Below are 22,228 nucleotides of genomic sequence, written 5' to 3'. Positions count from 1 at the left end.
TGTCCAATTCATTGTTCGGCAGAGGGTTTCTGCCACACGCCTTCGCGTTCGAGCATTTTGCTGGCGGCCACCTGTTCGGCGGCGCGCTTGGAACGGTCCACGCCGGTCTCCGGCGCCACGCCGGTTACCTCGACGGTCACCGTGAAACGGGGATCATGATCCGGGCCGGACCGTTCGTCCACCCGGTAGGCGGGCGTCAGGCCGAATTTCGCGTGCGCCCACTCCTGCAGCTCGGTCTTGGCATCGCGCCGCGCGCCGTCTGCGCGGGTGGCGCGGCCTTCCCAGTACCTGATGATGAAGCCGCGGGCGGCTTCCAGCCCGCCATCCAGATAGAGGGCGGCGATCAGGCTTTCGACCACGTCGGCGCGCACGTTCATCATCCGCTTGCCGGTCAGCTTCTTGACGTCGGCGCCGGTACGGATGAACTTATGCAGTTCGAGTTCGTCGGCGACAACAGCGCAGCTATCGGCGCTGACCAGCTGGTTCAGACGCACCGAAAGCTCACCTTCGGCGGCGGTGCGGAACGTCTTGAACAGCAGTTCGGCGACACAGAGGCCGAGCACGCGGTCGCCCAGGAATTCCAGCCGTTCGTAATTGGCACTCTTGGCCGACCCGGTGCTCGCGTGGGTGAGCGCCCGGTCGAGCCATTGCTTGTCGGCGAATTCATGACCTATGGCTTTTTCAAGCTGGCCGCGTTCCTCCGCCGAAAGCGTCTTGGACTTCATCACCGGACGACCTTGAAAATCCGATCCCAGCGCATGTTCGTCGGCCACTTCCAGATTTCACGGAACGAGGTGTCGTTGCCGAGCGAGAAGAAGATGACGCTGGCGCGGCCGACAAGATTCTCGGCGGGCACGTAACCGACGTCGAAACGGCTGTCGAGCGAGTTGTCGCGGTTGTCGCCCATGAAGAAATAGTGGCCGGCCGGGACGACGAATTCCTGGGTATTGTCGCCGCGCGAAACCGGCGAATGGTCGAGCGTGTCATAGGTCACGCCGTTATCGAGCGTTTCGCGGAAGACCGGCACGTCGGTGCCCGGATCGAGGCTGTAATCGGAGGTGAAGGTGCCGTCGCCCTGTTTGGGGACCGGCTTGCCGTTGAGGAGCAGCACGCCGTTGGTAACCTGGACGCGGTCACCCGGCAGGCCGATCAGGCGCTTGATATAATCGATGTCCGGATGGCTCGGCAGGCGGAAGACGATGACGTCGCCGCGCTTGGGTTCACTGAATTCCAGGATACGGCCGGAGAACAGATTGGGCGAGAACGGCAGCGAATATTTCGAATAACCGTAGGCGAACTTGTTGACGAAGATATAGTCGCCGACGAGCAGCGACGGCATCATCGAGCCGGACGGGATGGTAAAAGGCTGGAACAGCACGGTGCGGATCACCATTGCCAGCAGGAGAGCCTGGATGATGACCTTGATGTTTTCCCAGAGGCTGTTCTGCGACTTGGTCTCGGCTTTGTCGGACACGTTTGACGTCTTTCTGTTCGGCTCGGCTGTTGCCAGCGGTTTTGCGTTCTCTAAACCCTTCGCAAAGCGGCGGCAATGGTCGATTAGGCCGCGAGGCGCGCTTCGATCACCACAAAAGCCTGCGCATAGGGGTATTCGTCGGTGATGGTGATGTGAATAACCGCTTCGTGGCCTGCCGGCATCATGCTCGCGAGACGTTCGGCGGCGCCATTGGTGAGCACCATGGTGGGCCGCCCGCCAGGCAGATTGACAACCCCCATATCCTTCCAGAACACGCCGTGGGCGATGCCGGTGCCGAGTGCCTTGGAGCACGCCTCCTTGGCGGCGAAACGCTTGGCATAGGAGGCCGCCCGGTTCTGGCGGCGGTCGGATTTCGCTCGCTCGATCTCGGTGAAACAGCGATGGGTAAAACGCTCGCCGAACCGTTCGATGGATTTCTCCACGCGTCTTATGTCGATGAGGTCACTGCCCATGCCGATGATCATGAAATCTTCCTCGCGGCGCCCGGCCGGTTCTCGTCAGTCCTATACTGACTTGAGGGCTCCGGCCCGCGCCGTCAAGCGTTCCAGCCGCCGGTTGCGGAAACTGCGCACGCCCAGATAGGTGACGGCATAGAAAACCAGGCCGCACAGGATGCCCGGTGGCAGGGAACCGATCAGCATCGGCTCCAGGATCGGCCGCCAGAGCTGCGAGACGTCGAGGTGGTGAAACAACCTGCCGAGATCGAGACTGTCATGGCCGGCGGCGTCGTGGCCAAGCATCGTCTCGCCGAGCTTCCAGGTGAGCGGCCAGATGATCGGACAGGTGATGGGATTGGCGAAAGTGGTGCCGAGTGCCGCGGCGATCATGCTACCGCCGAAGAGATAGGCGAGCGGGATCGCAAACAGGATGTGGAGGCCGAGAAACGGCGTCCAGGCGCTGACGACGCCGATCGCAAGCCCCGCCGCAACCGCATGCGGCGAACCGCCGATGCGCATCACCTTCAGGCGATAATATGCGAGGACGCGGCGAAAGCCCTTGGGAGGCAGGACGGCACGGCGCAGTCTTTCACGAATTCCAAGCGGTGTACGGCGGCGAAACGGCATCGGGGCGCATCTGGTTCGGCAGCGGGATATTCATCCGTCAGCTGCGGGAATCTTCGGGCGAACAGGCTTTAGCCCAAGCCGAAGATGATGGCAAAAATTGGCCCGCTCTGCATGAGAGTGGCTTTCGCAGAGGTGATCCGGTCACCGGTCGCGTCGACGCGGTAAGACCTGCAGCAGCCGCGCGGCGTCATTTTCCGCGCGAACGGGTAGCTGATCGGAGCGTATCGCTTAGAAGGACGACTTGCGGAACATGCCGCGGTCGATCTGGCGCATGCGGTATTCGAGGTCGATCCGGTCGTTTGCTTCGTTCAGGTAAGCGACTTCACGGTCCTGGGTAGTAGGAACGCGGAAAGCGCGGGCGAACTTGCGTACTGAGTCAAACATGATGTCTTCTTTCTTTCTAATATTGCACTGCAGCAATATAAGACGCAGCATCATGTTTTACCAACGCCGCAACTGCCGGGCAGCCCTGCGTGGTAAGCATGGCGGGTTAATGGGGATGCGCAGGAAATAGGCGAGCGCCGAGTTCTCCAGTTCCATCATGCATAGGGAACGTGCGCTTTTGAGCATGTTTGGTATGATCGCAGGCATTATTTCGAGCACGGGTGTCGGAATCTCGTTTAGCCGACCGTCTTCAAGACGGACAAGCCATGGAGGACGACGATGACTATTACTATTACCGCCTTCGAACGATCGCCCGACCGCGGCAGAGGGCTGGCGCGTGACATGCGCGTACGCTGGGCGCTCGAGGAAGCGGGACAGCCTTATGACGTTCGCCTCGTTTCGTTCAAGGCGATCAAGGAACCCGCGCATCTGGCACTTCAGCCCTTCGGGCAGATCCCGACCTATGAAGAGGGCGATCTCGCACTCTTCGAGTCGGGAGCGATCGTGCTCCATATCGCGGAACGTCACGGGGGCCTGCTGCCGGACGATGCGAATGCCCGGTCGCGGGCGATCGCATGGATGTTTGCCGCGCTCAACACCGTGGAGCCGCCGATCTTCGACCGCAGCCTTGCCAGGATCCTCGAGCGCGACGAGCCCTGGTATGAAAAGCGTCTGCGCTCCCTCGACGAGACCATCCGGAAACGGCTGGCCGATCTTTCCCGCCACTTTGGCGAGGCTGACTGGCTCGATGGCGAATTCAGTGCCGGCGACCTTCTGATGGTGTCGGTACTGCTCAGGCTGAAAGCATCATCGGATATGCTGGACGACTATCCGAACCTCTCCGCCTATGTCGCCCGCGGCGAAGCGCGGCCCGCATACAAGCGTGCTTTCGCCGCCCAATTGGCTGTTTTCACAGCCGCATCGGCCGGCTGACCACGGCCGGCTCCGGGTTCGAAGCCATCATCCGAGTCTTTTTTGCTCGGCCTGCGGGGCCGATCCTGCCCTGAATCGAGAAAGCTCTATCGGCGGATTGGTGTCTTTCCGACTAGCCTTTTCCTTGGCTAAATCCCCCCTCGGGCTCGTCGGGCGTGACGGCCGGCGGAAATGAGGAGGATGCCATGAATGATCGCAACGTATCGGTGAAGGAGATACGCCAGAACGAGAACCGCTTCCTGAGCTCCGACATTTTTGAATCAGGGCAGTATGTCTTCCCCCGTCGCAACGGCGAGGGCGTCCTCAGGGAAGAGGCGCGCGACATTCCGGTCTATCATCGCTGCGACGTGTTGGTCGTGGGTGGGGGACCATCCGGAACCGCCGCAGCGCTCGCCGCTGCGCGAACCGGTGCGGAGGTCGTGGTGCTGGAGCGCTACAATCATCTCGGCGGGCTTTCCACCGGAGGCGTGGTGATCTGGATCGACCGGATGACCGACTGGGACGGGCGGCAGGTCATTCGCGGTTTTGCCGAGGAGGTTCTCGGCCGCCTCCCCCCTGAAGCCGTCGCCGGCCCGGACAGGAGCCTGTGGGGGCAGCGGGACGCGGATCTCGCCAAATACTGGCGGCTGCGCACATCCGCTTTCCACGGCATCGTCACCTGGGCGCCCACGATCGACCCTGAAAGACTGAAGCTGACCTCGCAGGAAATGCTGATCGAGGCGGGCGTGCGAATCGTCTTCCATTCCTGGGCGGCAACACCCGTGGTCGAGGACGGCGCGGTAAAGGGCGTCATCTTCGAAAGCAAGGAAGGCCGCCAGGGGATCATGGCCAAGGTCGTGGTGGACTGCACCGGAGACGGCGACGTTTTTGCGCGCGCAGGAGCGAGTTTCGAGGCCGATATCGAGGAGGGCGACGTGCATCACTCGATGAATACCGGCTTCATGCTTGGCGGCGTGGACATGGCCACCTGGCTCGCCTTCCGATCGGAGCAGGAACAGGCGTTTGCCGACTTCAACACGCTCGGCCGCGGAGAACTCGGCTTCTTCCAGACGCCGTACGTTTCCTGGCGCAACGACATCGCGCTGTTCCTCGGGCCGCGGCAATCGGGGCTTTCGGCCCTCAACGTCGACGACATGACCGAAGTCGAAATCCGCTCGCACCGGTTCATGCAGTTACACTGCGAATTCTTCAGGAAAAATGCGCCGGGGTTCAAGGACGCTTATATGCTGCTCAGCGCGCCGCAGCTCGGCGTCCGGCATACACGGCGGCTCGCCGGTGTCGGCCGGGTCGAGCGCAGCCAGTGGCCGGTCGGTGCCGTTCTGCCGGACGAAATCGGCGTCAGTCCCTCGGTCTCGCCGAAGTTTCCGGTGATCTCAGTACCCTACGGCGCACTCGTGCCGGCAAGGCTGGACGGACTGCTGGCCGCCGGGCGGCACATCTCCTGCGATGCGAACAGCCACGGCTTCATGCGCGAAATTCCGCAGTGCTGGCTGACCGGACAGGCGGCGGGCGCTGCGGCGGGCATTGCGGCCAATCGCGGCATCGCGCCGCGGGACGTGGATATTGCCGAGCTGCAGTCGGCCTTGCGCGCTCAAGGCGCCTTCGTGCGGGATGCGAGCGAGGCGGCTACGGTGGTGAGCCAGGCGGAAACGGTGCAGGGCTGATCTCAGGTGAGTTCCTGGGCGAGACCGATGAGAAGCCCTCCGGGGCCACGGATGTAGCAGAGCCGATACACGTCTTGATAGTCGACGACTTCGCCTACGAGCTGAGCACCGCGCGCGCGGAGCCTTTCGAGCGTCTGGTCGATATCGTCCACGGTAAACATGACGCGGAGGTAGCCGAGCGCATTGACCGGGGCGTTCCGGTGATCTTCGACGACGGGCGGCGTGAGGAAGCGGGAGAGCTCGAGCCGGCTGTGGCCGTCCGGCGTGCGCATCATGGCAATCTCGACATGCTGATTGCCCAGTCCGGTGACGCGCCCGGCCCATTCTCCCTCGATCGTCGCCCGCCCCTCGAGCTCAAGGCCGAGTTCGCGAAAGAAATCGATCGTCTCTGAGAGGTCTTCGACGACGATTCCGATGTTGTCCATCCGCTTGAGGGCCATGTTTCTACTCTCCCATGTGTCGTTTCAACCGACAGGGTCTCGCCCCGCCCAACAAAGGACGTTCCAGACACATCAACACCGACAGCCATCGACGCCCAGTTCGCTGTTTTCCACATCAGAGGCTTGAAGCGCGGGCACCTTTAAATTTCTGCTCCGTCTTCAAACGGCCTCTCAGTCATACACCCGCTTGACGTTCGCCACGCAGTCGAGGTCCTTCATCTGGCTCAACAGCTGGTTCAGCTGGCGCAGGTCCCAGACCTCGACTTCCATGGTGATCTCGGAGAAATCAGCGGCACGGTTGCTGCCCATGGTCAGCGTGCGGATGTTGATGTCGAGATGGGCGATCGTCTGGGTGACGGTCGCGAGCGTGCCCGGCTCGTTCAGCGTGTTGACCTCGATGCGGGCGAGGAAACGGGACTTGTTGGCTTCGTCCAGATCCCAGCGCACGTCGATCCAGCGTTCCGGCTGGTCGTCGAACCGCTGCAGGGCGGAGGCCTGGATCGGGTAGATGGTGATACCCTTGTCCTTTTCCATGATGCCGACGATGCGGTCGCCGGGTACTGCGCCGCTCGGCGCGAACCGCACCTGCAGATTGCCCGAAAGACCGCGGATCGGCAGCGGATCCGGCCCGGCCTCGATTTCCTCCGGCGAGACGCGCCGCTGGTTCGGCAGCTTGAAGATCATGCCCGAGGCGCTGCGCATGTTGAACCAGCCATCATCGGTGGCCGGCTTCACCGTGACACGTTCGTCCTTGTAATCCGGAAACACCGCGCGCAGCACGTCGAGCGAGGAGAGCTCGCCGCGCCCGACGGCGGCGATCGCGTCCTCGACATCCTTGTGGGCGAGCCGGGGCAGAGCGGGTTTCAGCGTATCGCGGGCAAAGACCTTTCCGGCGCGCTCGAAGGTGCGCTCCAGGATGCGGTGGCCGAGGCCGGCATATTGCTTGCGGATCGCCATCCGGGTGGCGCGGCGGATCGCCGAGCGCGCCTTGCCCGTCACGACGATCTCTTCCCAGGCGGCAGGCGGCACCTGCACGCCGGAGCGGATGATCTCCACCTCGTCGCCGTTGTTGAGCCTCGTCACCAGCGGCATGATCCGGCCGTTGATCTTGGCACCGACCGTGGTGTTGCCGATATTGGTGTGGACCGCGTAGGCGAAGTCGATCGGCGTGGCGCCGCGCGGCAGCGCGATCAGCTTGCCCTTCGGCGTGAAGCAGAAGACCTGGTCCTGGAACAGTTCGAGCTTGGTGTGTTCCAGGAATTCTTCCGGATTGTCGCCCTCGGCCAATGACTCGATCGTGTGGCGCAGCCAGGAATAGGCGTTGGATTCCTTCGGCAGCAGCTCGCCGCCCTTCACCGCCCCTTGGCCGTCCTTGTAGAGCGCATGCGCGGCGATCCCGTATTCGGCGATCTCCTGCATCAGCTGGGTGCGGATCTGCAGCTCGATGCGCTGGCGGGACGGGCCAACGATCGTCGTGTGGATCGAGCGGTAGTCGTTCTGCTTCGGGTTGGAGATATAATCCTTGAAGCGGCCCGGCACGACCCGCCACCGCGTATGGACGATGCCGAGCGCGCGATAACAGGACGGAATGTCGCCGACGACGATGCGGAAACCGTAGACATCCGAGAGCTGCTCGAAGGAGAGCGACTTCGACTGCATCTTGCGGAACACCGAATAGGGCTTCTTCTGGCGGCCCTTGACGAAGGCATCCTTGAGGCCGTTGGCGATCAGCAGCTCACGCAGCTCGTCCTCGATCTTCTTGATCAGGCCTTCGTTGCGGGCTTCGAGATCGACAAGCCTCTGGGTGACGGTGTCGTAGGCTTCCGGGTTCATGTAGCGGAAGGAGAGTTCCTCCAGCTCGTCGCGCATGTCCTGCATGCCCATGCGGCCGGCAAGCGGCGCATAGATATCCATGGTCTCTTCGGAAATGCGCGCCTTCTGCTCGGCCTTCATATGCTCGAGCGTTCGCATGTTGTGCAAGCGGTCGGCGAGCTTGACGAGAAGGACGCGGACGTCGTCGGAAATGGCAAGCAGCAGCTTGCGCAGGTTTTCCGCCTGTTTGGCTTTCTTGGAGACGAGGTCGAGGCGCTTCAGCTTGGTGAGGCCTTCGACCAGGCGGCCGATATCCTCGCCGAACAGTTCGTCGATTTCGGCGCGGGTGGCGGTGGTATCCTCGATCGTATCGTGCAGCAGGGCGACCGCGATCGTCGACTCGTCGAGATGCATGTCGGTGAGGATGGCGGCCACTTCGAGCGGATGGGAAATATAGGGGTCGCCGCTCGCGCGCTTCTGCTGACCATGCTTCTGCATGGCGTAGACATAGGCCTTGTTGAGCAGAGCTTCGTTGGCTTCGGGCTTGTATTTCTGAACCCGTTCCACCAGCTCGTATTGCCGCATCATCCTGAAAAATGTCCTCGATACCGCTTCAGTGCCTGCGAATGGGCACCGGACGAAAAGAAAATGGCGCGCCAACCGGATAGGTTGGCGCAGCCATCATAAAACATTCAAGCAGATTAGGGCGAGAGAATGAACGAAAACTTGCGAAGCGAATGTTTCGCTTAGTAATCGTCGCTCTTTTCCGGCGGCACGAGGCCTTCGATGCCGGCGAGCAGTTCCTCTTCCGACATCTGGTCGAAGGTAACGGCTTCCGGAGCGTCTTCTTCCTCGTCGCGATCCGAAGCGGTCGATCCGCTTCCGGCAGCGATCAGCGAAGCCGGATCGGGTTCGGGCTCGTCCACTTCGACATGCTTCTGCAGCGAATGGATGAGGTCTTCCTTGAGGTCGTCCGGGGAAAGCGTCTCATCGGCGATTTCGCGAAGAGCGACGACAGGATTTTTGTCATTGTCGCGGTCGATGGTGATCGAAGCGCCCTGCGAAATCTGGCGGGCGCGATGGCTCGCGAGCAGGACCAGTTCGAACCTGTTGTCGACTTTGTCAATGCAATCTTCTACTGTGACACGGGCCATTGCCTGTCCTTTGATCGGTGATTTTCGGAATTGATACGCCCGATACAGCCATTGCGCGGCAAATTCAAGTTTTTCCTGAGAATTGACTTTTGACAAGGCGCCCCGCGTCTTCTGGGGGCGCCCGCGAATTTCAACCTCAAGCTGCTTGGATTATTATGAATCGTGCCATAAATGACAGTTATATGAATAGTTCGTAATGTAGTGGATTATTCCGGAGATTTGGTTCGGCTTATATTGACCAGGCCTCCACCTGCCAAGCAGGTTGATAAGAAAAGGGGATGGAGACCACATGTTTGACCCAAGGGAGAAGATTGCTCTCTTCATAGACGGCGCAAATCTTTACGCTGCTTCGAAAAGCCTCGGCTTCGACATCGATTACCGCAAGTTGCTTAAGGCTTTTCAGAAGCGCGGTTATCTTCTACGCGCCTATTACTATACCGCGTTGATAGAAGATCAGGAATATTCCTCGATCCGGCCGCTGATCGACTGGCTCGACTACAACGGGTACAAGGTCGTCACCAAGCCCGCCAAAGAGTTTACCGACTCGATGGGCCGCCGCAAGATCAAGGGCAATATGGACATCGAGCTTGCGATCGATGCCATGGAACAGTCGGAAACCGTCGACCATCTGGTGCTGTTTTCCGGTGACGGCGACTTCACCACGCTGGTGGAAGCCCTGCAGCGCAAGGGCCGCAAAGTTTCCGTGGTTTCGACCATGGCAACCCAGCCTCCGATGATCGCCGACGACCTGCGCCGCCAGGCCGATCATTTTATCGATCTCGTGTCGCTCAAGGCGGAAGTCGGCCGCGATCCGTCCGAACGCCCGCCCCGTCCGGCGGAGTCGACCGAAACCACCGACGTCTGATCACCCGGCATCCGCACCACTAAAAAGAAGAATAGGCGCCCGTTTTTCGGCGGCGCCTTTTTTCGTTCTGGGCTAGAAAAGGTCCATGCTTTTCGAACGCCCTTCCGATGATCTTCTTTACGACGCGCTGGTCGCCCGCGACGCCTCCTATGAAGGCTTTGCCTGGGCGGCGGTGAAGACGACCGGCATTTTCTGCCGCCTCACCTGTCCGGCCCGCAAGCCGAAGCGGGAAAACACCAGTTTCTTCGAGACGATTGCCGGATGCCTGGAGGCCGGCTTCAGACCCTGCAGCCGTTGCCGGCCAATGCTGAAGCTCGGCGAGGCGGATCCGATGGTGACGCGGCTGCTTTCGGCGCTCGATACGGAGCCCTTCCGTCGCTGGAGCGAAGAGGATGTCGTTTCGCTCGGCATCGACCCCTCCACCGCACGACGTGCCTTCAAGCGCCAGTTCGGCATGAGTTTCCTCGAGATCGCCAGGCTCAGGCGGATGGGCAAGGCGGCCGACACGCTGAGGCAAGGCGCAAGCGTTCTCGATGCGCAGCTCGATGCCGGTTATGAATCCGGCAGCGGCTTCCGCAGCGCGGTGACCAAGCTGTTCGGTGCGGCGCCCGCCAATCTGCGGACCAAGGTGCTGCTCAGGGCAGATTGGATTGAAACGCCCATCGGGCCGATGATGGCGATCGCCGACCAGCATTCGCTGCACCTCCTCGAATTCGCCGAGCGCAAGGCGCTGCCGGCGGAAATCCAGAAACTTCAAAAGTTCACCGGCAGCGGCATCGTCATGGGACGCCATCCGCCGATCGATCAGATCGAGGCGGAGCTGAAGGCCTATTTCGCCGGCGAGGACCGTGGGTTCAAAACGCGGCTGGCGGGGCACGGTTCTCCCTTTCAGCGGCAGGTCTGGGAGGCGCTGCGGATGATCCCGGCCGGGGTGTCGACGACCTATGGAGCGGTCGCGGCCGAGCTCAACCTCCCCTCCTCCACCCGCGCGGTGGCGGGCGCCAACGGCGCCAACCAGATCGCCATCGTCATCCCCTGCCACCGCCTGATCGGTGCCGACGGCAGCCTCACCGGTTATGGCGGCGGACTGTGGCGCAAGCGCTGGCTGCTTGAGCATGAGCGGCGGATGGCGGTGAGGAAGGGCTAGAAGCTCAGACCGGAGTGACGCCCTCAGCGAGGTCACGTCGATGCCGGCTCGGAAAGCTGAAGCCCCGACTGCGACTGGCGTTTTATCTTGTTGGCGCGGAAGATCGCCTCGACGATCAAGGACAGCGGCAAGCCGATGAAGAACGGGATGAAGAAATAGATCACCCGGAAGGCGACCAGGGAGCCGATGGAGGCCTGGTCCCCCATGACATGGCGGACGGTCGCTTCCAGGACGCCGAGACCGCCCGGGGCATGGGTGATCAATATCGCCAGGTTGGCGAGCACGAAGGCGGTGGCAGCTTTCAGATAACTTACGTCGGCACTGGCGGCCATGACTTCGCGCAGGCAGGCCGAGACCAGCGCGAAATTGATCGTGCCGATCACCACCTGAGCGATGGCGATCTTCAATGTCGGCATTTCGAAGGTCCAGGAACGGATCTTCAGCGGGGTGCGGACGAAGGCCGCCAGCACTAGGTAGCCGGCTGTTGCGGCAAGGCAGGCAGAACCGGTCGCGATGATCACGGCTTCGCTCAGGCCCAGCACCGAAGCGGCATCCTTCGGGTTGAGGACCATGACGATGCCCGACAGCATTGCCATGCCGATGCCGACCGTGACGCCCGACAGCAGCACGATCTTCGCCACGTCCTCGGTGCTCATGCCCCAATGGGCATAATAGCGGTAGCGCAGCGCGCCGCTGCTCAAGCCGGAAAGACCGACGCTCTGGCCGATCGACAGCGCGATGAAGGAGGCAACGCCGATCTTCGGATAGGCGAGGTCGTTCCTCACATATCGCACGCCGGCCCAATCGAAACCCGAGAGGCAGAGATAGGAACCGAAGGCGAAAAGGAGCGCCATCAGGAGGTTGTAAATAGGGATGGCGCGGACGGATTCGACGATGTCGGAGACCGAGTATTCGCGAAAGGTGTGATAAAGCAGATAGGCGGCAGCACTGACGCCGATCACCAGCATGCCATAGGTGAGGATTTTCTTTCGCGTCATCGCCCCGTTGCCCATTGCCCGCTCGCGCTCAGAGATGAAAAACGAACGGGCGAAGGCGGATTTTGTTCCTAAGCCAAGATTTCACAGCCGCTCGATGATGCGCGAAAAGGCGGGATCGTCGGGGTTATATCCGCGCGCAGGGCTGTGGAAGCCCGTCTCGGTCTCGGTCAAATCGCTGATGTCGTCGACGTGAAACAGACGCCACCCGGAACCTGTTCCGGCAATCTGCCAGGCGCTGAGGGCGAGCGCGCCCTCGCCGACATAACCGAGGATATGCGGCCGCACCTTGCGCTTTACGCCCTTGTAACGGAGTTCGACGATCCGCCGCCGCTCGATCGCGCCGATGATGATATCCGGATAGCTTGTCTTCCGCACGAAAACTCCCTGGTATCTCCCTTAACGGCTGGGAGGCATGGAAGTTCACGATCGATATACGGCGAAATGGCGCGGCGGGCCTGAGCGGTTACTCAGTTCGACTTCAACAGCCGCGACTTCTGGCGGTTCCAGTCGCGTTCCTTCTCGGTCTCGCGCTTGTCATGCAGCTTCTTGCCCTTGGCGAGCGCAAGTTCGAGCTTGGCGCGGCCCTTTTCGTTGAAATAGATCTTCAACGGCACCAGCGTCATGCCCTCACGATTGATGCCAACGCGCAGGCGGTTGATCTCGCGCTTCGACAGGAGAAGCTTGCGGCGGCGGCGCGGTTCGTGATTGAAACGGTTGGCCTGCAGATATTCCGGCAGATGGGAATTGATCAGCCAGATTTCGTTGCCCTCGTCCGAGGCATAGGATTCGGCAATATTGGCCTTGCCTTCACGCAAAGACTTGACCTCTGTGCCGGTCAGGACGAGGCCGGCCTCATAGGTATCCAGGATTTCATAGTTATAGCGGGCCTTGCGGTTCTCCGCGACAATCTTGTTGACCGTACGCTGGCTGCCTTTGGGGGCCATGGGTGTATTCCGTTCCGCCCTTATCTGAAAACAAATCCCCGCCCATGGGCTATGAGCGGGGTTACTTGTCTATGTAATGCGGCCGATGCCGAAAGTGAAGCGGCGAGCGCGGATGTGCCTCAGTTCAGGAGGCCGGCGTGGCGCAGCGCGGAATCGATCGCCGCCTCCGTTGCCGGTTCCAGCGTCGAGACCAGTGGCGAGCGGACCGTGCGGTTCATGCCACGGATCCTGTTGAGGCCATACTTGGCGCCGCAGAGGCCGGGTTCCAGGAAGATCGCCTTGTGCAGGGGCATCAGGCGGTCCTGGTATTCGAGCGCCTTGGCATAATCGCCGGCTAGCGTCGCCGCCTGGAATTCCGCGCAGAGGCGCGGCGCGACATTGGCCGTCACCGAGATGCAGCCGACGCCGCCATGCGCGTTGAAGCCGAGGGCTGACGCATCTTCCCCCGAGAGCTGCACGAAATCCTTGCCGCAGGTGATGCGCTGTTCCGAGACGCGCTCGATCTTGCCGGTCGCATCCTTGACGCCGACGATATTTCGGTGCGCCTTCACCAGCGCGCCCATCGTTTCCGGCGACATGTCGATGACCGAACGCGGCGGGATGTTGTAGATGATGATCGGCAGCTTCGTCGCCTGCGCGATCGCCGAGAAATGCGCGATCAAGCCCTTCTGGGTCGGCTTGTTGTAATAGGGCGTGACGACGAGGATGGCATCGGCGCCGGCCTTTTCCGCGTGCGCGGCAAGCTCCACCGCCTCGCGCGTGTTGTTGGAGCCGGCACCGGCGATAACGGGAACCCGCTTCCTGGCGACTTCGATACAGAGTTCCACGACGCGCTTGTGCTCGTCATGGCTCAGCGTCGGCGATTCACCGGTGGTGCCGACAGGCACCAGGCCGCTGCTGCCTTCGACGATCTGCCAATCCACATGCGCGGCAAAAGCCTGCTCATCCACCGCATCATCGGCGGTAAACGGAGTGACCAGCGCGGGCATCGATCCCTTGAACATGCAAAACTCCCAATCGACAGCGTCCATTCTGCTGCCGCAATCCATGACTATGAGGGCTCTCGACAGTTTTGGACGGGCAGCGACGCAGCCGACCTTTTCCCGAAAGCCTTTCAGGTCGCGCACCATAAAGCGGCGGGAAAGCGGCGACAAGCGCAAGTGCCAGGGATTTCATATGGAATCTCATATAAGAAACCACGCATTTTCATAAATGCGGTAAGCTTTCGTTAACGTGGCTGGCGGCTAATAAGGGGACGACTATTTTCGCGAGTTACCGGATGTACAGGCCTGTTCTGATCCTCGCAGCACTGGGGCTCGGCGCTGCGAGCATGCATGCATTTGCCGCATCGCCGCCCGAAAGCATGGCCCCCCTTCCCTATATGAAGCCCGAAAACCCGGTCGCGATCACTATGCCCGCCGCGATGCCGGCGCCGGACGTGACCGGCACGATCCCGAGGACCGACCCGCTGGTGGTGGCACCCGCGCTGAAAGCCGGGCTCGATGCGCTTGCCGGCAACGACATCGCCACCGCCCTTGTCACACGCAACGATCTTGCCGAAGGTTCGCTCGACCGGCATATCCTCACCTGGGCGATCGCCACATCCGGCGCGTCGGGCGTACCGTCCGGCGAGATCGCAGCGGCCCAGACGGAACTGAAGGGCTGGCCGGGGCTGAAGGGCCTGCGCGCCAATTCCGAACGCGCGCTTTATCGCGAAAACCCGCCCGCTCCGACGGTGCTTGCCGCCTTCGGCTCAACCCGCCCGGAAACGACCGAGGGCACGCTCGTCCTCGCCCGCGCGCTCGTCGCCTCCAGCAAACAGGTCGAGGCTGCCCGGCCGCTTCGGCAAATCTGGCTGTCCGAGGCGCTCGACAAGCCAACCGAGGACCGGATCCTCTCTGAATTCTCTGCGCTTCTCACCGCCGCCGACCACAAGGCGCGGATGGACTTCCTGATGTACAAGGGGCGTACGGCACAGGCGAAGCGTTTTAGCGATCTCGGCAAGGCGCAATCGCTCTACAAGGCCTGGACCGCCGTCATCAACAATGCCAAAAATGCCGAGGCGCTGCTGAACGGCGTCGACGGCTCCCTGAAGGACGATGCCGGTTATCTCTTCGCCCGCGTCGAATATCTTCGGCGGCAGGACAAATACCGGGACGCTGCGGACCTGCTCGAAAAGGCCCCGCGCGACGCGGCCAAACTGGTCAACACGACGGAATGGTGGAACGAGCGGCGCATCGTGGCGCGCGGCCTCGCCGATCAGGGCGAGTTCAAGCTCGCCTACCGGACCGCTGCCAATTATGTCGCCGCTTCCTCCACCGATATCGTCGATGCGGAATTCCACGCCGGTTGGTATGCGCTACGGGCGCTGCATGAACCGGCAACCGCCGAAAAACATTTCCGCAAGATCCTCGAGACCTCGAACAAGCCGCTTTCGGCGTCGCGCGCCCTCTACTGGCTCGGCCGCGCGGCGGAAGACGGCGGTCCGGGCAGCGCCAAGGAGTTCTTCGCCAAGGCGGCGCATTTCTCCAGCACGTTCTACGGCCAGCTTGCCGCCGCACGGCTCGACCTCAAGTCACTCGACGTCACCTATCCGACCGCGAGCGGGACCGACCGTCAGAATTTCGAAAGCCGCGAAGCCGTCCGGGCGATCGCAAGGCTCGAAGATGCCGGCCACGGCAAACGCGCCGCGGTGCTCTATCGCGCGCTGGCGGAAGAAATGACAAGCCCGGGAGAACTGGCGATCCTCGCGGCAAGAGCCGAATCGGAAGACAATCACGCCCTGTCGTTGCAGATCGGCAAGACGGCTTTCAGCCGCGGCATCGATGTGGCGGCACTCGCCTTCCCGATCGGCGTCATCCCGGCCGGTGCCGATATTGAAGGTTCCGGCAAGGCACTCGCCTATGCGATCGCCCGCCAGGAAAGCGCCTTCAACCCGGGCGCGGTTTCTCCCGCCAATGCCCGCGGCCTGTTGCAAATCCTGCCCGGCACGGCGCAGGGCGTCGCCAAGCGGCACGGCCTCACCTATGCGGCGGCGCGGCTGACCACGGATGCGGGCTACAATGCGACACTCGGCGCGCATTACCTCGGCGAGCAGATCGACACGTTCGGCGGCTCCTACATCCTCACCTTCATCGCCTACAACGCAGGCCCGAAGCGTGTGCCCGAATGGATCACCCGCTATGGCGACCCGCGCGGCAAGTCGCTCGACGAGGTGGTCGACTGGATCGAGCGCATCCCCTTCCCCGAAACCCGCAATTACGTGCAGCGGGTGATGGAGAACTACCAAGTCTACAAGACGAGGCTTGGGCAGAAGGCGGATATCGAAGCGGATCTGCGGTTCGGGCGGCGGTAGTCAGACCGCGGCTTGATCGGGTTTGGTCCTTTGTCTTCAAACAAGAGACGACGCGGGCTTAACAGCCATCCCGCTGCAGTTTGATGTTCACTCGAAGCAAAAAGCCCGGCACGAGGCCGGGCTTCTAAATTCAATCCGATAAAATCAGATTAGAAGTCGCGCTGCAGGCGAACAATGCCCTGTACGAAACCATCGTCGTCGCCAATTTCCTGATAGTTGACAGCAACCTTGGCAGCGAAGTTTTCGACGATCTGGTAGTTAACGGTTACGCCAGCGCCCCAGAGATCGTCGCCAAAGAAGTCACCGTCCGCATCAGCTTGCGTATTCCAGATGTACTGGGCTTCCGGAATGATTTCGAGCTTGTCGGTCGCCTTGAAGGAATAGGCAACGGCCACAGCTGCTTCACCAGCGGCGGTATCGGCCACGCCGTAGTAGGCATTGTCACCCGACGACCAGACACCGGAGAGGTAGAAGGTGCCCGGACCAACGGCCACGGAGCCGATCGCACGGATCGCACCGTTTTCGGCGCTGAAGTCATAAGAACCGAGCAGTTCGAGCTTGGCCGGGCCGATCGCAGCCTGAACAACAGCTTCGATACCGACATTCTGGCCGCCGAGGCCGCGAGCACGCGACAGTTCGTCAACCTGGATGCCAGCCGTGAAGGCAGAGCCCGTATAGGTGTAAGAGATCGACTGCAGACGGTTCGAACCGAGGTTGTCGAGTTCGCCCGGAAGGTCGTTTGCATCCCACCAGTTCAACCAGCGACCAACGCGGAAACCGCCGAGCTGGATGTAGGCTTCATTGATGTAAGCCGAGTTGCCACCGTTACCGAGAGTCGTGCCAGCAACAGGTCCACCGGTACCATTCGTGGTATAGGCGCTGTCCTGATTGGCTTCGAAACGAACCGAAGCAACCGACGTCAGCGTGCCGAGCTCAGTGTCAGACTTGGCAGTGAATTCGAGCTGAACGCGCGACCAAGCATCCCAATCGTAGTCGTTGAGGCCGTTTACGTCCTGGCCGAAGTCAACCTGGAAACGGACATAACCACCGATCTTGAGGCAGGTTTCGGTGCCCGGGATGTAGAAGTAACCAGTGCCGAACGCGTCGCAGACACGAACGTATTCCATGGGCTCCGGTTCGGCAGCGACGATGGCGTCGGCAGCCTGAGCACCGGAAACTGCCGCGAGAGCCGCTGCAGAACCGAGAAGAAGGCTCTTAATGTTCATTCTTTTGACCTCCAGTCAATTTCTCTGAATGCTAGTTCGCGCCCGACCGAAAATTGATCAAACGCGTAAAGGCCGCATAAGCAGCCCCATTCCCCAGTATCATCTCCCCATATGGAGGCCCTACATAGTGGCCAGCCATTTATAGAGAACTCCCCCGGCGAACCGGGGGAGTTCCATTATGATTAGAACGAGCGGTCGAGACGGACGAAACCGTCCCAGAACTCGTCAGCTACAGTCTGAACCTTGTTGTAGTTCGCAGTAACCTTGGCAGTGAAGCCCGGAACGATCGTGTAATCGACCGTCAGACCAGCGCGCCAAGCTTCGTCGCTGCCGTAGTCGGCAGTACCGTCAGCTGCATTCCAGATGTAGGAACCGCCGGGAGTGATGGTCAGCTTGTCGCCGACCTTGAAGGCATACGAAGCAGCCAGAGTCCATTCGCCGCGGTTGGCGTAAGCGTTATCACCATTCTGATCGCCAAGACCGGTAGAATAGATAACGAGAGCCTGCAGAGTGCCAGGACCGACCGGAGCTGACACGAGAGCGCGAACAGCGCCTTCTTCTGCACCGAAGTCATAGGCACCGAGAAGGTCGAAAGATACTGCGCCAAACTTGGCAGTTACGATACCTTCGAGACCGACGTTCTGGCCACCAACGCCACGGAGGCGCGACAGTTCGTCAACCTGGACACCAGCGGTGAAGGCGCTACCCGTGTAGAAGTAACCGACAGACTCCATGCGAGTGTTCTGGCTACCGGAGTTCCAATCGGACTCGCCGTTGATGCCCTTATCCCAAGGGTTGTAGTAACGACCGACCTTGAAGCCGCCGAGCTGGATGTAGGCTTCGTCGATGTAAGCCGAATTGCCACTGTTACCGAGGGTCGTGCCAGCAACAGGTCCACCGGTACCATTCGTGGTATAGGCGCTGTCCTGGTTAGCTTCGAAACGAACCGCAGCAACCGAGGTCAGCGTACCAAGCTCGGTGTCAGACTTCGCCGTGAAGTTCAGGTGAACGCGCGACCAGGCATCCCAATCGTAGTCATTGAGGCCGTTTACGTCCTGACCAGCGTCAACCTGGAAACGGACATAACCGCCGATCTTGAGGCAGGTTTCGGTGCCCGGGATGTAGAAGTAGCCGGTGCCGAAAGCGTCGCAAACGCGAACGTATTCCATGGGCTCCGGTTCAGCAGCTACGATGGCGTCAGCTGCCTGAGCGCCGGAGACTGCTGCGAGGGCAGCAGCGGAGCCGAGAAGAAGGCTCTTGATGTTCATTTTTGACCTCCAGTCAAAGTTTCGTATGGGTCTGGGTTCTTTTTGCTGAAGGACAGCGTTCCCTGCCCCATCCCCGTCGATTGCTAGAAGAAGGACGATCCACCGCCTCGCTTCTGGATTTGAAAATACAAGACGGGGGAGGTCATGCAATCTGGAACTTCAATCGGGCGCCCTTCCGGTACCCGCTTCCCATAAGTCTGTTGCCGAAAGGACACAAAGCCGGGGACTGGCTTAGATGGTATTTTACGCTTTGTTAAGAAAGAGCTTATCTGGCAGCCACTTAGCGCCTCGGGAAAGCTCCGGAGGGGAATCACCTCGCCCACCACGGGGGCGCGACTGCGCGGTCCTGCGAGCAACACGCAAAGGTCGATCAGAACGGGATTGGATTTGAGGATTGGGTCGGCGTTTCGAGCCTGGAATGGCGGAGAAGATGGGATTCGAACCCACGATACCCTCTCGGGTATACTCCCTTAGCAGGGGAGCGCCTTCGACCACTCGGCCACCTCTCCGGTCGGGCCTGATTATTGGGAAACGATATCGATGGCAAGGTCTTTTATGGAAATGTCATGCGATTCCCACCGGTCACGACACGCGAATCGCAACAAGTGATTCCATTCCCGCAGCTTCAGTGGTTCTCAGTAGCCCGAACGCTGCTTGCCGACGCCGCCGCCACGGCCGTAACGACCGGCCAGCGATCGCAGCGCGCCGGAAAATTCGGTGACATCGGCGCCGACCGCCACGAAGCTCGCGCCAAGATCGAGATAATGGCGGTTCAGGGTTTCGCTGAATGTCAGGATGCCGGCCGCCTTGCCGAATTTCAGGATCGTGCCGATGGCCTTCTCGATCACCTCCTGGACCTCCGGAGCTTCCATGCGACCGAGATAACCCATGTCGGCCGAAAGATCGGCCGGGCCGATGAAGACGCCGTCGACACCATCCACGGCTGCGATGTTCTCCAGGTCGCGGATCGAGGCCATGGTCTCGGCCTGAACGATCAGGCAGATTTCGTCGGCGGCCGTCTCGGCGTAGTCGGCAATAGAGTTGAAGCCGGAGGCGCGGGCGACGGCGGCACCGACGCCGCGCACGCCGCGTGGCGGATAACGCACGGCCCGGACGAGTTCCCTCGCCTGTTCGGCCGAATCGACCATCGGCACGAGCAGCGTGCGGGCGCCGATATCGAGCATCTGCTTGATGACCCAGGTCTCGCCGACCGGCGGCCGGACGACCACTTCCGAGGGCGAGGTGGCAAGCGCCTGCAATTGCGCCAGAATGCTGCGCAGGTCGTTGGGGCCGTGCTCGCCGTCGATCACCAGCCAGTCAAAACCGGCATGGCCGGCGATCTCGGCGGTCAGCGCCTCGCCCATGTTCAGCCAGAGGCCGATCTGCGGCTGGCGGGCCTTCAGCGCCGCCTTGAAGTGATTCTTCGGAGACGGCATCGCATTTCCCTTCAGGAGAGGAGCTGTTTCAGGTCGGCGGTAGGATCGGCGAGGATGACACGGCTCGGTTCGATTCCCGAATCGAGCAGCTTCTTGCCGCTCACATAGGCCTTGGCGTCGTTGACCGCGTCGACGGCGATAAAGCGGCCCTGACGGAAATACCAGATCGACAGGCTTCCCTCGCGGGTACCCTTGCGCACCAGCGTCTCGTCATACCCCATGTTGAAGCCGGCGATCTGCAGCTTCACATCGTACTGGTCGGACCAGAACCAGGGCTTTGCGTCATAGGGCGCTGAGCCGCCGGCAAGGATCGCTGCGGCGGCTTCCGCCTGGTCGACGGCGTTCTGTACCGATTCGAGACGGATGCGCTCGCCCTTCCAGGGCAGCATGGCGCAGTCGCCCATGGCGAAGATGGACGGATCCGAGGTGCGGGCGAATTCGTCGACGATCACGCCATTGCCAACGTCGAGGCCACATTCCTGCGCCAGTTCGTCGTTCGGCTTGACGCCGATGCCGACGATGACGAAATCGACCTCGAGGGTGCTGCCGTCGGAGAGTTCAGCGGCGCGCACATGTTTCCCTTCCGGGCCGCCTCCACCTACCAGACGATGCAGGCCCGTCTTTTCGCGGATGATCACGCCGTGGTTGTCGTGAATGGCGCGCATCACGTCGGCGGTCTCTTTTGCAGCGACGCGCTGGAGGATGCGGTCGGCCATTTCGATCAGCGTCACTTCGAGGCCGAGATGGCGGGCGACGGCGGCCGCTTCGAGGCCGATATAACCGCCGCCTATAATAAGGAGCCGGCGGCCCGGCTTCATCTCGCCGGCGAGCAGGTCGGCATCGCGCTTGTCGCGCACGGTGAAGACACCGTCGAGATCGCCGCCGACACTTGCCGGCAGCGTGCGCGGCGTCGAGCCGGTGGCGAGCGCCAGGGTGTCGTATTCAAGCACGGCACCGTCCTGCATACGGACGGACTTTGCCTTGCGGTCGATCTCCTCGACATAGGTCGAGAGCAGAAGCTTGACATCGTTTTCGGCAAACCAGGTTTCGGGCCGGAAGGTCAGCCGCTCGAACTCCATTTCGCCGAGCAGATATTTCTTGGAGAGTGGCGGGCGCTGGTAGGGGATCACGTTTTCCGAACCGATGATCGTAATCGGCCGCGCATCCTTCAAGGCCCGGAGTTTTGCAGCGAGCGCGAAACCCGCCTGGCCCGCGCCAATTATCACCAACCTGCCCGTCACGTCTCGCTCCCCACACCGATCATGGTTTCGTTGATAGCACCACCAATCCGATCGCAAGGGGTATCCCCGCGACACCGGTCCGTCAACAACGCGACATGGCCGATTACGCGCAATGAGTTCGCAGCTGTCCCATACGAAAAGGAAAAATCGCCTCTACAGCGTTAAAACCGGAATTTGCCTCCAATATCCCCGTCGATCCGTCGCATTTTATCATTCCGTTTCAGAATGTGTCAGCGCAGGAGGAATATAGTCACAGGGTAGGAATGAAAACGGGAGGGTGTGATGCCCTTGACTATGGACCAGGACACCAGAAAAGACGGCCCGCGCGACCGGGCCTTCGAGAAGTTCACGATCGACCGCCCCGGCAAGGTCATCCTTGTCGGCCATCATCTCAGCACCAAAACCAGCTTCCGCTGCCTGATCCGCAGCATCTCGCTCTACGGTGCGGAAATCGAGGTCGGCCCTACCCTGCCGATGCCGAACAACTTCTTCCTCGAAATCCTCGGCATTCATGACGACATCGGATGCACGGTGATCCGCCGCGAAGAAGAGAAGGTCACCGTCGGCTTCAACATGCTGATCGACGCCGAGTTTCTGCATCACGTAATCCGGCTGAGCTTCGAGACGAGTCATTGACGGGCAGATAGTCCCGCGGTCGGGGGACCTTTTCCTCCCGCCGCTCATGGCCGCCGCTCGCCAGCCGCGACAGAAACGGCACGACCCACAGCAGCCCGTCCCATTCGGCACCCTCGAGGGGATCGGCCATCGGATGCCGGAGCCCGTTCAGGCGGTACCTGTCCTT

Annotated in this window: 22 protein-coding genes and 1 tRNA gene; 6 read left to right on the top strand and 17 right to left on the bottom strand. The window is 61.2% G+C overall.

All coding sequences use genetic code 11. The features are described 5' to 3' along the window. Positions 1-8 precede the first annotated feature (8 nt). From rnc to C5J24_RS22755, 5 genes are all read right to left on the bottom strand, one after another. Entirely contained in the window at positions 9-728 is a 720-nt protein-coding gene (rnc, locus tag C5J24_RS22775) for a ribonuclease III (protein WP_105421441.1), read from the bottom strand. Then, complete coding sequence (gene lepB, locus C5J24_RS22770; protein WP_046605691.1) at positions 725-1,474, bottom strand: signal peptidase I; 750 nt, start codon at positions 1,472-1,474, stop codon at positions 725-727. Before lepB ends, rnc begins: the two co-directional genes overlap by 4 nt. An 83-nt stretch (positions 1,475-1,557) precedes the next feature. After that, the gene (gene acpS / locus C5J24_RS22765; RefSeq protein WP_037080909.1) at positions 1,558-1,959 is read right to left on the bottom strand and encodes a holo-ACP synthase; all 402 of its coding nucleotides are present in this window, start codon (positions 1,957-1,959) and stop codon (positions 1,558-1,560) included. 39 nt (positions 1,960-1,998) lie between these two features. Next, entirely contained in the window at positions 1,999-2,559 is a 561-nt protein-coding gene (locus C5J24_RS22760; protein WP_105402858.1) for a DUF2062 domain-containing protein, read from the bottom strand. A 228-nt stretch (positions 2,560-2,787) separates the two neighbouring features. Beyond that, complete coding sequence (locus C5J24_RS22755; RefSeq protein WP_080951252.1) at positions 2,788-2,943, bottom strand: DUF3563 family protein; 156 nt, start codon at positions 2,941-2,943, stop codon at positions 2,788-2,790. 279 nt (positions 2,944-3,222) lie between these two features. On the opposite strand from C5J24_RS22755, the gene C5J24_RS22750 reads away from it, so the two are divergent. Beyond that, complete coding sequence (locus C5J24_RS22750) at positions 3,223-3,876, top strand: glutathione S-transferase family protein (protein WP_105421199.1); 654 nt, start codon at positions 3,223-3,225, stop codon at positions 3,874-3,876. Positions 3,877-4,061: 185 nt separating this feature from the next. Beyond that, on the top strand, positions 4,062-5,540 hold the full coding sequence (locus C5J24_RS22745) for an FAD-dependent oxidoreductase (RefSeq protein WP_205836969.1): 1,479 nt from the start codon (positions 4,062-4,064) through the stop codon (positions 5,538-5,540). Between the two features lie 2 nt (positions 5,541-5,542). On the opposite strand, the gene C5J24_RS22740 is transcribed toward C5J24_RS22745, so the two are convergent. The 3 genes from C5J24_RS22740 to rpoZ all read right to left on the bottom strand — a co-directional run bounded on the left by C5J24_RS22740 (position 5,543) and on the right by rpoZ (position 8,946). After that, entirely contained in the window at positions 5,543-5,980 is a 438-nt protein-coding gene (locus C5J24_RS22740; RefSeq protein ID WP_105421197.1) for a VOC family protein, read from the bottom strand. Positions 5,981-6,151: 171 nt separating this feature from the next. Beyond that, complete coding sequence (locus tag C5J24_RS22735) at positions 6,152-8,380, bottom strand: bifunctional (p)ppGpp synthetase/guanosine-3',5'-bis(diphosphate) 3'-pyrophosphohydrolase (RefSeq protein ID WP_046637507.1); 2,229 nt, start codon at positions 8,378-8,380, stop codon at positions 6,152-6,154. A 158-nt stretch (positions 8,381-8,538) separates the two neighbouring features. Beyond that, positions 8,539-8,946 (bottom strand): DNA-directed RNA polymerase subunit omega, encoded by a 408-nt coding sequence (rpoZ, locus tag C5J24_RS22730; RefSeq protein WP_046629916.1) that lies wholly within the window; start codon positions 8,944-8,946, stop codon positions 8,539-8,541. Positions 8,947-9,235: 289 nt separating this feature from the next. On the opposite strand from rpoZ, the gene C5J24_RS22725 reads away from it, so the two are divergent. Continuing rightward, on the top strand, positions 9,236-9,811 hold the full coding sequence (locus C5J24_RS22725) for an NYN domain-containing protein (RefSeq protein WP_105402855.1): 576 nt from the start codon (positions 9,236-9,238) through the stop codon (positions 9,809-9,811). Between the two features lie 85 nt (positions 9,812-9,896). Next, complete coding sequence (locus tag C5J24_RS22720) at positions 9,897-10,958, top strand: bifunctional transcriptional activator/DNA repair enzyme AdaA (protein ID WP_105421195.1); 1,062 nt, start codon at positions 9,897-9,899, stop codon at positions 10,956-10,958. A 32-nt stretch (positions 10,959-10,990) separates the two neighbouring features. Here the strand turns inward: C5J24_RS22720 and C5J24_RS22715 are convergent, their stop codons facing one another. The 4 genes from C5J24_RS22715 to dapA all read right to left on the bottom strand — a co-directional run bounded on the left by C5J24_RS22715 (position 10,991) and on the right by dapA (position 13,904). Beyond that, complete coding sequence (locus C5J24_RS22715; RefSeq protein ID WP_105421437.1) at positions 10,991-11,956, bottom strand: YbhN family protein; 966 nt, start codon at positions 11,954-11,956, stop codon at positions 10,991-10,993. Positions 11,957-12,037: 81 nt separating this feature from the next. Then, on the bottom strand, positions 12,038-12,331 hold the full coding sequence (locus C5J24_RS22710; protein WP_105421193.1) for a WYL domain-containing protein: 294 nt from the start codon (positions 12,329-12,331) through the stop codon (positions 12,038-12,040). 92 nt (positions 12,332-12,423) lie between these two features. Then, positions 12,424-12,900 (bottom strand): SsrA-binding protein SmpB, encoded by a 477-nt coding sequence (smpB, locus tag C5J24_RS22705; RefSeq protein ID WP_105402852.1) that lies wholly within the window; start codon positions 12,898-12,900, stop codon positions 12,424-12,426. Between the two features lie 119 nt (positions 12,901-13,019). After that, the gene (dapA, locus tag C5J24_RS22700; RefSeq protein WP_105421191.1) at positions 13,020-13,904 is read right to left on the bottom strand and encodes a 4-hydroxy-tetrahydrodipicolinate synthase; all 885 of its coding nucleotides are present in this window, start codon (positions 13,902-13,904) and stop codon (positions 13,020-13,022) included. A gap of 275 nt (positions 13,905-14,179) precedes the next feature. Here dapA and C5J24_RS22695 point away from each other — a divergent pair, with 275 nt between their 5' ends. Continuing rightward, positions 14,180-16,255, top strand: coding sequence for a lytic transglycosylase domain-containing protein (locus tag C5J24_RS22695; protein WP_105421189.1), 2,076 nt, complete (start codon positions 14,180-14,182; stop codon positions 16,253-16,255). 149 nt (positions 16,256-16,404) lie between these two features. Here C5J24_RS22695 and C5J24_RS22690 read toward each other — a convergent pair whose 3' ends face one another. The 5 genes from C5J24_RS22690 to C5J24_RS22670 form a co-directional block, all read right to left on the bottom strand. Continuing rightward, the gene (locus tag C5J24_RS22690) at positions 16,405-17,481 is read right to left on the bottom strand and encodes a porin (RefSeq protein ID WP_105421187.1); all 1,077 of its coding nucleotides are present in this window, start codon (positions 17,479-17,481) and stop codon (positions 16,405-16,407) included. Positions 17,482-17,663: 182 nt separating this feature from the next. Next, positions 17,664-18,749 carry a porin gene (locus C5J24_RS22685; RefSeq protein WP_105421185.1) on the bottom strand — a complete coding sequence of 362 codons (1,086 nt, stop codon included), beginning with the start codon at positions 18,747-18,749 and terminating at the stop codon, positions 17,664-17,666. Between the two features lie 419 nt (positions 18,750-19,168). Then, positions 19,169-19,258, bottom strand: a tRNA-Ser gene (locus C5J24_RS22680). 126 nt (positions 19,259-19,384) lie between these two features. Further along, on the bottom strand, positions 19,385-20,185 hold the full coding sequence (locus C5J24_RS22675) for an aldolase/citrate lyase family protein (RefSeq protein ID WP_105421183.1): 801 nt from the start codon (positions 20,183-20,185) through the stop codon (positions 19,385-19,387). An 11-nt stretch (positions 20,186-20,196) separates the two neighbouring features. Further along, positions 20,197-21,426 (bottom strand): NAD(P)/FAD-dependent oxidoreductase, encoded by a 1,230-nt coding sequence (locus C5J24_RS22670; protein WP_105421181.1) that lies wholly within the window; start codon positions 21,424-21,426, stop codon positions 20,197-20,199. A 282-nt stretch (positions 21,427-21,708) separates the two neighbouring features. On the opposite strand from C5J24_RS22670, the gene C5J24_RS22665 reads away from it, so the two are divergent. Then, a complete protein-coding gene (locus C5J24_RS22665; protein ID WP_080951253.1) occupies positions 21,709-22,062 on the top strand; it encodes a PilZ domain-containing protein in 354 nt (117 codons plus the stop codon). Positions 22,063-22,228: the final 166 nt, after the last annotated feature.

The organism is Neorhizobium sp. T25_27, assembly GCF_002968565.1.
Taxonomy (GTDB): domain Bacteria; phylum Pseudomonadota; class Alphaproteobacteria; order Rhizobiales; family Rhizobiaceae; genus Neorhizobium; species Neorhizobium tomejilense.
This window is presented reverse-complemented; position numbering and strand designations above follow the sequence as displayed.